General features: G+C 51.4%; 7 protein-coding genes. 2 read left to right on the forward strand and 5 right to left on the reverse strand.

What is annotated here, in order from left to right; translation table 11 throughout:
• Positions 1-59 precede the first annotated feature (59 nt).
• Both H6A25_RS10440 and H6A25_RS10445 read left to right on the forward strand, forming a co-directional pair.
• On the forward strand, positions 60-425 hold the full coding sequence (locus H6A25_RS10440; RefSeq protein ID WP_204752066.1) for a PadR family transcriptional regulator: 366 nt from the start codon (positions 60-62) through the stop codon (positions 423-425).
• Complete coding sequence (locus tag H6A25_RS10445) at positions 394-1,062, forward strand: hypothetical protein (RefSeq protein ID WP_204752067.1); 669 nt, start codon at positions 394-396, stop codon at positions 1,060-1,062. Before H6A25_RS10440 ends, H6A25_RS10445 begins: the two co-directional genes overlap by 32 nt.
• An 86-nt stretch (positions 1,063-1,148) precedes the next feature.
• Here H6A25_RS10445 and H6A25_RS10450 read toward each other — a convergent pair whose 3' ends face one another.
• The 5 genes from H6A25_RS10450 to H6A25_RS10470 form a co-directional block, all read right to left on the reverse strand.
• Positions 1,149-2,315 (reverse strand): AI-2E family transporter, encoded by a 1,167-nt coding sequence (locus H6A25_RS10450; RefSeq protein ID WP_204752068.1) that lies wholly within the window; start codon positions 2,313-2,315, stop codon positions 1,149-1,151.
• Between the two features lie 599 nt (positions 2,316-2,914).
• A complete protein-coding gene (locus H6A25_RS10455) occupies positions 2,915-4,471 on the reverse strand; it encodes an ABC transporter substrate-binding protein (RefSeq protein WP_204752069.1) in 1,557 nt (518 codons plus the stop codon).
• Between the two features lie 310 nt (positions 4,472-4,781).
• Complete coding sequence (locus tag H6A25_RS10460) at positions 4,782-6,326, reverse strand: ABC transporter substrate-binding protein (protein WP_204752070.1); 1,545 nt, start codon at positions 6,324-6,326, stop codon at positions 4,782-4,784.
• Positions 6,327-6,769: 443 nt separating this feature from the next.
• Positions 6,770-8,305, reverse strand: a complete 1,536-nt coding sequence (locus H6A25_RS10465) for an ABC transporter substrate-binding protein (protein WP_204752071.1) — start codon at positions 8,303-8,305, stop codon at positions 6,770-6,772.
• Positions 8,306-8,746: 441 nt separating this feature from the next.
• Positions 8,747-9,597 (reverse strand): ABC transporter substrate-binding protein (locus H6A25_RS10470; protein ID WP_204752072.1); only part of this gene is annotated, 851 nt, incomplete at its 5' end.

Consider the following 9,597-nt stretch of genomic DNA (forward strand, 5'->3'; position numbering starts at 1 on the left):
GCAATACAATATACCCAGCTACTTTGTTTTACCATATAGCAAAAGAAAGAGGTGTGCTCTTGATCCCATCGCAAATGCTGAAGGGTACGCTGGAAGGCTGTATCCTGGCCATCATCAGCAAGAAGAAAACCTACGGATATGAAATATCCCAGCAGCTCATGGCCTATGGATTTGGAAAAATCACAGAAGGCACCATCTATCCCCTGCTGCTTCGTTTGGAAAAAAACAAATGGGCCCACGCCACATACCAAGCCTCCGACCTGGGGCCCAGGCGAAAATACTATGCACTGACACCCCAGGGCCAGCAGGCCCTGACCGACTTTTTCAGCAGCTACCAGGAGCTTTCCAAAGCCATAGGCACTTTGATCCGGGATATTCAGGGAGGGACCGAAAATGAGCAAGAGAACCAGACAACTGCTGAATGAAAACAATGCTCTGGAAAAGCGCATCCAAAATCCGGAAAACAAAGAGGCTCTGACCAATATGGTAGTGTACATTCGCGCAGCCAATATCAGCCCATATGATCAGGAAAAAGTGCGCCGGGATATAACCGGAATGATTCTGGACGGCGAACACCGGGGAGCTCACATCAAAGAAGTCATCGGCGAAGATTATCGTCTGTTCTGTGATGCTGTTATTGCAGAGATCCCCAAACCAACAGGCCGTGCCCGCGTTCTTTCCTTTTGCAGAGATCTTTTCCTTCTGACCGGTATGCTGCTGGCCCTTTGGCTTTTCTTCCAGTGCATCCAGCAACTGATCAAACCGAGCACATGGCCTTATGCAACACTGACCGCAGGCAACCTGATCAGCGGCCTGCTGATTCTCGCTCTTTCCACTGCTCTGGTCCAGGCCATTTGCAAAAATGCCTTTCGCACAGATACAGGACCAAAGAAAAAAGAAGCATTCCTTTTCTTTCTTCTTTTGTTTTTCGCCATGTTATTGTGCATGGGAGCCAATGTTTTCCTCTCTCATCCCATCGCTTCCATCCATCTGCTGCTTGCTGTGGGAAGCATCGCCCTGCTTTTTATCCTATACAAAATCCTGGATACCAAACTGGACTGATAAATCTATTTTCACAAAACCCACAAGGGAGACAGCCAAGGTCCCGTCATCCTTGTGGGTTTCCCTTTGAACAGATTCCTTTGAACTTATTGCTCCTTTTCTTCTGACGCAGGAAGAAGGGGGTTGCCCTTTTCATCCACACCTCGCTGCCGCAGCTTGTGGGCGGTTACATCCCGGAGAATGGAATAGAGCACCGCACAGGTAGGCACCCCCAGTACCATGCCCAAAAAGCCAAACAGTCCGCCGCCGGCTACGATGGCCACCAGCACCAACAGCGGCGAAAGGCCGGTGCTGTCCCCCAGGATCTTGGGCCCCAGAATATTGCCGTCAAACTGCTGCAAGGCCACAATGAGAACAACAAACCGCAGGGCGCTGAAAGGCTCCACAATGAGCAGGATCATCAGACAGGGTACCGCTCCCACAATAGGTCCAAAAAAGGGGATGATATTGGTCACACCCACAATGACGCTGACCAAAATGGCAAATGGGATCTTCAGCAGACAGGAGAGAAAGAAGCACAGCATGCCGATGATGGCACTGTCAATGATCTTCCCATTGATAAAAGCAGAAAAAATCTGGTTGCTTTTGCGGCAATAGCTTAAAAAGACCCGGGCTTTGCCCGTGGACACGAAGGCATAGACCAGCCGCTTCATCAGGCGGATCAGGTTCTCCTTGCTGTACAGCATATAGATCGAAGCGATAAGGGCGGTAAAACCGGAGATCACCCCGCTTCCAAGGGCCACGCCCAGGTTAAACAGATCGGGCAGACGGCGGTACAGGGTATCCCCGGCCTGGCGCACCAGATCGTCATAGGTATCCACCAGGCTGCCCACCACCCGGCTATCCAGATGAAGGCGGGATATCACCTCCTGGGACAGGTCGTTGAGATTGCCCAGGTAATAGGGAACATTATAGACAAACAGCTCCACCGAACGGATCACCTGGGGCAGTACCAGCTGCACCAGCACGGCCAGCACCGCCGTGGCCAGCAAATATACCGTTAAAATGGCCAAGGCTTTGCTCCCCCGCAGCCGGCCATAGACTTTCTGCCGAAAAAACTCCACAGGGGCGTTGAGAAGAAAAGCAATGGCAAACCCCGCCAGAAAGGGAGACAGGATGTCCAGGACATTGCTCAGATGCGCCCGGATGGAAGTGAGATTGGCCACGGCCAGATAAAAGGAGATGGCCAGCACGGCCACCAGCAAATTGGATATGGCCCGCCTGTCCAGCAGGCTCCATGGATGCTTTTTCATCCTTCACCACCTCTTTTCTTTTCGATTGTACCATGGAGCCCTCAAAAAGAAAACGGCTTTTTTCTTTTACTTTTTGTATATTTCATCTTTTTTATTTCAAAAAGGCCTGATGCATTTTCAGGACGCACAAAAGCCAGGGATTTTCATCCCTGGCTTTTGGCTTTTATGAGGGGTTATGAGAAGCGGCGGCGCCGCAATGTGTAAGCAAGTTTCAGCCCGCTCCCAGAGAACCGGTCTCCGGACTATATGCATTATAGCCTGGCATGTAACAAAATGCAATGAATTTTTTCATACTTTCGCAATAATTTAAAAACACTATTTTAAAATATGCCTAAATTTCACCATCCTTTTTGCAGCATATCGACGATTTTCTCACTTTGTTAAGCATTTATCAAACCCTGGTTTTATCTATTTTTCCCTCTTCGTTTATTCCCCTTTTCAATCTTTTGGCATATTTGACGATTTTTCCACAAAGTCCTTTTTGTTGATTTTTTGCCATCCTTTTTTCTGCCGTACAGCGAAGAAAGCCGTCCGGGCAGCGACTCCCGGACGGCTTTCCATCAGTGAAAACAATATGAGGATAAAAGGATTTACGGCTTTCAGTCGGCCCAGCTGCACTTTTCAAAGCGCATGGTGCCGCCGGCATTGACCTCCACTCCTTCCAGGCCCTTGGCATAGGCCCGCAGGCTGGTTGCAGTATAGAGGGGGATATTGGGACAAGCCTGGTTGACTTTGGCCATGATCTGCTGAAGCAGCTCATTCCGTGCAGTTTCGTCCACTGTGGCGGATGCCTGATCGATGAGAGCATCCACTTCGGGATCGCTGAACCGGGCCTGATTGGAACCGCCGATGGAATTGCTGTGGAACACACCCTGCACATGGGTGATCAGGTCGGTGGCAGTATAGCCGCCAATGGCTGCGGTAAAGTCCCCTTCCACCGTGGCGCTCAGGTAAGTGGCCAGATCCATGCTTTCGATCTCGGCCTGGATGCCGATCTCTTTCAAATCGGCCTGGATCACTTCGGCGGCCCGCTTCTTGGTGTCATTGGAACAAACGATGCTCATTTCCACAGAAGAGGGCTTCACTCCCGATTCTTCCATATATTCTTTGGCCTTTTCCACATCGTAGGAATCGGTGTTCTCTGCGCTGTAACCAGTGAGCATGGAGGCGCCTTCGCCTTCGGCCACCTCGCCCAGTCCGTTAAGGGCCACAGTGATGACATTTTCCTTATTGATAGCGGCATTGATGGCTCTTCTCACATTCTCATTGTCAAGGCCGGGCTTTTCGTTATTGAGCACCATCCAGTTGAGAGCGGTGGAATCCACGCTGAGCAGCTCCAGATTTTCATTTTCCTGGATGCGGTCGGCGTCCATGGCTTCCACTTCCACAATGAAGTCCACTTCACCGGCTTCCAGGGCGATGGTGCGGGAAGAACCTTCGGGGATGATCTTCCAGGTCATGTTCTTGATGGCCGGAGCGCCGCCGAAATATTCGTCAAAGGCTTCAAAGGTCAGGCTGTCGCCCCGCTTCCATTCCACCAGCTTGTACGGACCGGTGCCCACAGGGTCTTCGCCGAAGTCATGGCCTTCATCGATGAGCTTCTTGGGAACGATGGCATTGCCGTGAGAGCAAAGGTTTGTCAGCAATACGGCGGAGGGGCCGTTTGTCTCAAGGGCAACGGTGTAATCGTCCACCACTTCCACGCTGGCGATCATGTTGTTGAACTGAGAGACCTCGGCAAAGGTTTTGGCGTAATCCAAAGAGGCCTTTACATCCTGGGCGGTCATGACGCTGCCGTCATGGAACTTGACGCCCTGTTTCAGATGAAATATCCACCGGGTCTCGCTTTCGTTCTCATAGCTTTCCACCAGCTCCGGCTGGGGGTTGAGATCCATATCGGTGGCAAACAAGGTGCTGTATGTCAAAAGGTTCATATAGGAACCGGCTGTGGCGTTGTGGGAATAGGGGCTGAGAGTGGGTGTTTCGCTCATGGTGGCGATGACGATGCTGTCTTTGCCTCCAGCCGCTGTGTTCACGGCCTGACCGCCTTCCGTCTTGGTGGTCTGGGCCGACTGTTTCTGACAGGCTGCCATAATACCGATCAGGGCCGCAATAATCAGTACCAGGCTCAGCATCCTCTGTTTCGTCTTGTTCATGGGAATCACCTCATAATTTCAAAATATTTTTTGCTTTTCCCCTCCCTCCAAGGGCCCTTTGGAAGGGGTTCGGGGGAGCTTGTTTCGTATTATAGGCCCTCTTTTTCCCCTTTGCAAGACTCTTTTTGCCCTTTCCCATTTTTTCAGAACATATTCTATATTGAATGAAATATAATATTTTGAATTAGGCTATTTTGCACAGGATATTCCTGTCATTTTCCCGGATATGCAAGAAAAAAGACTCTCCAGAGAACCTTTTCTCCGGAGAGTCTTTTGGTATTTTGTCTAAATTTCCTTCAAAAGCTGCTGCTTATTCAGCCCAGGAAACATTCTCAAAATAGAGATAACCGCTGTCATTCACTTCCACACCCTGGAGACCGGCGTTAAAGGCACGCATGGTCAGGGGCTGGTACAAAGGAGCCTGAGAGCAGATCTCATTCAGCTTGGCAGACAGCTGCTCCATGATGGCAACCTGCTGGGTCTCGTCGATGGTCACCTTGGCCTGATCGATGAGGGCATCCACTTCGGGGTTGTTCAGACGGGTCTTATTGGAAGCGTTGATGGAGGAGCTGTGGTACACGCCCACCACATAGCTGAGCAGGCTGCTGGAAGAATAGCCGCCGATGGAAGCGGAGTAATCGCCCTCAGCAGTGGCAGACAGATAGGTGGCCAGGTCCATGCTCTCGATCTCACAGTTGATGCCGATTTCCTTCAGGTTGGCCTGAATGACTTCGGCTGCGCGCTTCTTGGTGTCGTCGGAGCAGATGATGGAGAACTGCACATCGGCAGGATCCACGCCGGACTTGTCCAGCCATTCCTTGGCCTTTTCCGCATCATAGGTGTCGGCGTTCTCTTCGGTAGCGCCCTCAAAGTTCATGGGCATCTGGGACAGAGCGGGAGTCGCCATGCCGTTGTAGGCAACGGTGACAACGCTCTCCTTGTCGATGGCGGTGTTGATGGCGTGACGCACATCCTGGTTGTCCAGGCCGGGCTTTTCGTTGTTCAGCATCAGCCAGCTCAGGCTGGTGTCATTGTACTCCAGCACGGTGATGTCGCTGTTTTCCTTCAGGCGGTCGCCGTCCATGGCTTCCACTTCCACCACAAGGTCCACTTCGCCGGCTTCCAGAGCAATGGTGCGGGACGAGCCTTCGGGGATGATCTTCCAGGTCATGTTCTTGATCTTGGGAGCGCCCAGGAAATAATCTTCAAAGGCTTCGAAAGTCAGGCTGTCGCCCCGCTTCCACTCCACCAGCTTGTAGGGGCCGGTGCCGATGGGATCTTCGTTGAAGTCATGGCCTTCGTCGATGAGCTTCTTGGGAACGATGGCGTTGCCGTGATGGCACAGGTTGCTCAGAACCATGGCATCGGGGCCGTCGGTCTTGATCTCAACGGTCAGATCGTCCACCTTGGAGATGGAGACGAAGTTCTTGTTGTACAGGTTGACTTCGGCAAAGCCCTGGGCCCACTGGAGGGAAGCCACCACATCGTCGGCGGTCATGGTGTCGCCGTTGTGGAACTTGACGCCTTCCTTCAGCTTGAAGTGCCAGGTGCTCTCATCCACATTTTCATAGCTCTCCACCAGATGGGGCTGGGGCTTCAGGTCCATATCGGTACGGAAGAGCATGCTGTAAGTCAGCTGGTTCATGTAGTCGCCAGCCACCGCGTTATGCTCGGTGGGAGACAGGGAGGGAGTCTCATTTGCAGTGGCGATGACAATGCTGTCCTTGTCGCCGCCATTGCTTCCACCGCCGGAGCCGCTGCCGCTGCCTCCGTCGCTGGAGCAGCCAGCCAGCAGGCCCAGCATCATCACTGTGGCCAGAAGCAGGCTGAGCAGCCGAACTTTTCTGTTTCTCATTGGTATTCACCTCATAAAATATTTTCAACAGGGCCAGGCCCCGCCGAATCCAACTCTTGTTCCCTGTAACAGGGCTATTTGTTATGAAATCGTGTTCTATTGATTGCCAATCTATGACGGACTTATTATATGCGCAGTTTTTTTCTTTTGCAACGGCATTACTTTTTACCTTTTCTTCACAGCGTCTTTTCTTTATTGCAGTTTGCACAGATTTGTCACATATTTTTTGTCCCATTTTACCATTTCCATTCTTTTTTCCCAAAAGGGTTTCTAGGCATATTCCCCCAGTAAAATATGCTATTTTAATTATTTTCGTCTCTTTTCACAATTTTTTAAATTTTTATTCAATTTCTTGATTTTCCGTAAAAATGCGCAAAAAAAGCCCCTTTCCGGGGGTGTTTTTTCCCGGAAAGGGGCAGATTTTGAAAAAGGTTCAGGCTCGATTATTCAGCCCAGTACACATTTTCGAAATAGAGATAGCCGCCGTCGTTGACTTCCACACCCTGGAGACCGGCGTTGAAGGCACGCATGGTCAGAGGCTGCCACAGAGGAGCCTGAGAGCAGATCTCATTCAGCTTGGCAGACAGCTGCTCCAGAATAGCCACACGCTCAGCTTCATCAATCGTGACCTTGGCCTGATCGATCAGAGCATCCACTTCGGGATCGTTCAGACGGGTCTTGTTGGAAGCGTTGATGGAGGAGCTGTGATACACGCCCACCACATAGCTGAGCAGATCGCTGGAAGAATAGCCGCCGATGGAAGCGGTGAAGTCACCTTCCGCGGTAGCGGACAGATAGGTAGCCAGGTCCATGCTCTCGATTTCGCAGTTGATGCCGATTTCCTTCAGGTTGGCCTGGATGACCTCGGCAGCGCGCTTCTTGGTGTCATCAGAGCAGATGATGGAGAACTGCACAGAAGCAGGGTCCACACCGGACTGATCCAGCCATTCCTTGGCCTTTTTCACATCATAGGTGTCGGCATTCTCTTCGGTAGCGCCCTCAAAGTTCATGGGCATCTGGGACACAGCGGGAGTAGCCATGCCATTGTAGGCAACGGTGACAACGCTGTCCTTGTCGATAGCGGCGTTGATGGCGTGACGCACAGCTTCGTTGTCCAGGCCGGGCTTCTCGTTGTTCAGCATCAGCCAGGTCAGGTTGGTGGAGTTGTACTCGATGACAGTCAGATCAGAGTTTTCCTTCAGGCGGTCGCCGTCCATGGCTTCCACTTCCACCACGAAGTCCACTTCGCCAGCTTCCAGAGCGATGGTGCGGGAAGAGCCTTCGGGGATGATTTTCCAGGTCATGTTCTTGATCTTGGGAGCGCCCAGGAAGTAATCGTCAAAAGCTTCGAAAGTCAGGCTGTCGCCCCGCTTCCACTCAACCAGCTTGTAGGGACCGGAACCCACAGGATCTTCGTTGAAGTCGTGGCCTTCGTCGATGAGCTTCTTGGGAACGATGGCGTTGCCGTGATGGCACAGGTTGCTCAGAACCATGGCGTCGGGGCCATCGGTCTTGATTTCAACAGTCAGATCGTCCACCTTGGAGATGGAAACGAAGTTCTTGTTGTACAGGTTGACTTCGGCAAAGCCCTGGGCCCACTGGAGGGAAGCCACCACATCGTCGGCAGTCATGGTGTCGCCGTTGTGGAACTTGACGCCTTCCTTGATCTTGAACCGCCAGGTGCTCTCGTCCACATTTTCATAGCTCTCCACCAGATGGGGCTGAGGCTTCAGATCCATATCGGTACGGAAGAGCATGCTGTAAGTCAGCTGGTTCATGTAGTCACCAGCCACCGCATTGTGCTCGGTGGGAGACAGAGAGGGAGTCTCACCAGAAGTGGCGATGACGATGCTGTCCTTGTCGCCGCCCTTGGTGGCGCTCTTCTTGTCGCCGCCGTTGCTGGAGCAGCCAGCCAGCAGGCCCAGCATCATCACTGTGGCCAGAAGCAGGCTGAGCAGCCGAACTTTTCTGTTTCTCATGTGTTTTCACCTCATAAAATATTTTCAACAGGGATTCCCCTGCCGAATCGCACATTGCTTTTGTTTCGTTTCTCCAAACCATCAAGAAATTGAACGAAAATTTAACAAAATAATTAAAAAATTATTGTTAAATAGTTCACTATTTATTTATTTTTTATTGCAGAAGTATTATATCTCTTCTTTTCTCTTTTTGCAATCTCTGATTTCCCAAGGCTTTGATGGTGTGTTCTTTGCACTTTACACAACTTTTGCAAATCGAATTTGTCCACATCTCCTACTTTTTCTCTTTTTTCCTCCATACCCTCTGGATATTATGTCCATCTTTTCCTGATCTTATGGGGCTTTTTTAGTGATTCGGCTGATTTTTTTCGCAGCGCAGACAAAAAAATCCCTGCGGGATAAACCCACAGGGATTTTCAAACCTATTTGGATTGGCCGTTCTTATTCAGCCCAGTACACATCTTCGAAATAAAGAGTGCCGCTGTCGCTGACTTCCACGCCTTCCAGATCGGCGTCATAAGCTCTCAGAGTCAGAGGCTGATACAGAGGAGCCTGGGAGCACAGCAGGTTCAGACGAGCAGACAGCTGTTCCAGCAGAGCGACTCTTTCGGTTTCGTCCAGAGTGGTCTTGGCCTGATCGATCAGGGCATCCACTTCAGGATCGTTCAGACGAGTCTTGTTGGAAGCGTTGATGGAGGAGCTGTGATACACGCCCACCACATAGGAAAGCAGGTCGCTGGAGGTGTAGCCGCCGATGGAAGCGGTGAAGTCACCTTCGGCTGTAGCGGACAGGTATGTAGCCAGGTCCATGCTCTCGATCTCGCAGTTGATGTCGATTTCTTTCAGGTTGGCCTGAATCACTTCGGCCGCACGCTTCTTGGTATCGTCGGAGCAGATGATGGAGAACTGCACATCAGCAGGATCCACACCGGAAGCTTCCAGATATTCCTTCGCCTTTTCCACATCGTAAGTGTCGGCGTTTTCATCGGTGGTACCGGGGAAGTTGCTGGGAGTAGCGGTCCAGGAAGGAGTGGCCAGACCGTTGTAGGCAACGGTGACAACGCTTTCCTTGTCGATGGCACTGTTGATGGCGTGACGCACATCCTGATTATCCAGACCGGGCACTTCGTTGTTCAGCATCAGCCAGTTGTGGCTGGTGTGCTCAAAGCTGATCACTTCGATGTCGCTGTTTTCCTTCAGACGGTCAGCGTCCATGGCTTCCACTTCCACGATGAAGTCGATTTCACCGGCTTCCAGAGCGATGGTACGGGAAGAGCCTTCGGGGATGATCT

This window comes from Intestinimonas butyriciproducens, from assembly GCF_016901775.1.
Lineage (GTDB): Bacteria > Bacillota > Clostridia > Oscillospirales > Butyricicoccaceae > Pseudobutyricicoccus.

What these genes read in the sequence shown, in the direction of transcription:
- H6A25_RS10445 (WP_204752067.1), top strand. Translation starts at nt 394, where the DNA reads ATGAGCAAGAGAACCAGACAACTGCTGAATGAAAACAATGCTCTGGAA.
- H6A25_RS10450 (WP_204752068.1), bottom strand. Translation starts at nt 2,315, where the DNA reads ATGAAAAAGCATCCATGGAGCCTGCTGGACAGGCGGGCCATATCCAAT.
- H6A25_RS10455 (WP_204752069.1), bottom strand. Translation starts at nt 4,471, where the DNA reads ATGAACAAGACGAAACAGAGGATGCTGAGCCTGGTACTGATTATTGCG.
- H6A25_RS10460 (WP_204752070.1), bottom strand. Translation starts at nt 6,326, where the DNA reads ATGAGAAACAGAAAAGTTCGGCTGCTCAGCCTGCTTCTGGCCACAGTG.
- H6A25_RS10465 (WP_204752071.1), bottom strand. Translation starts at nt 8,305, where the DNA reads ATGAGAAACAGAAAAGTTCGGCTGCTCAGCCTGCTTCTGGCCACAGTG.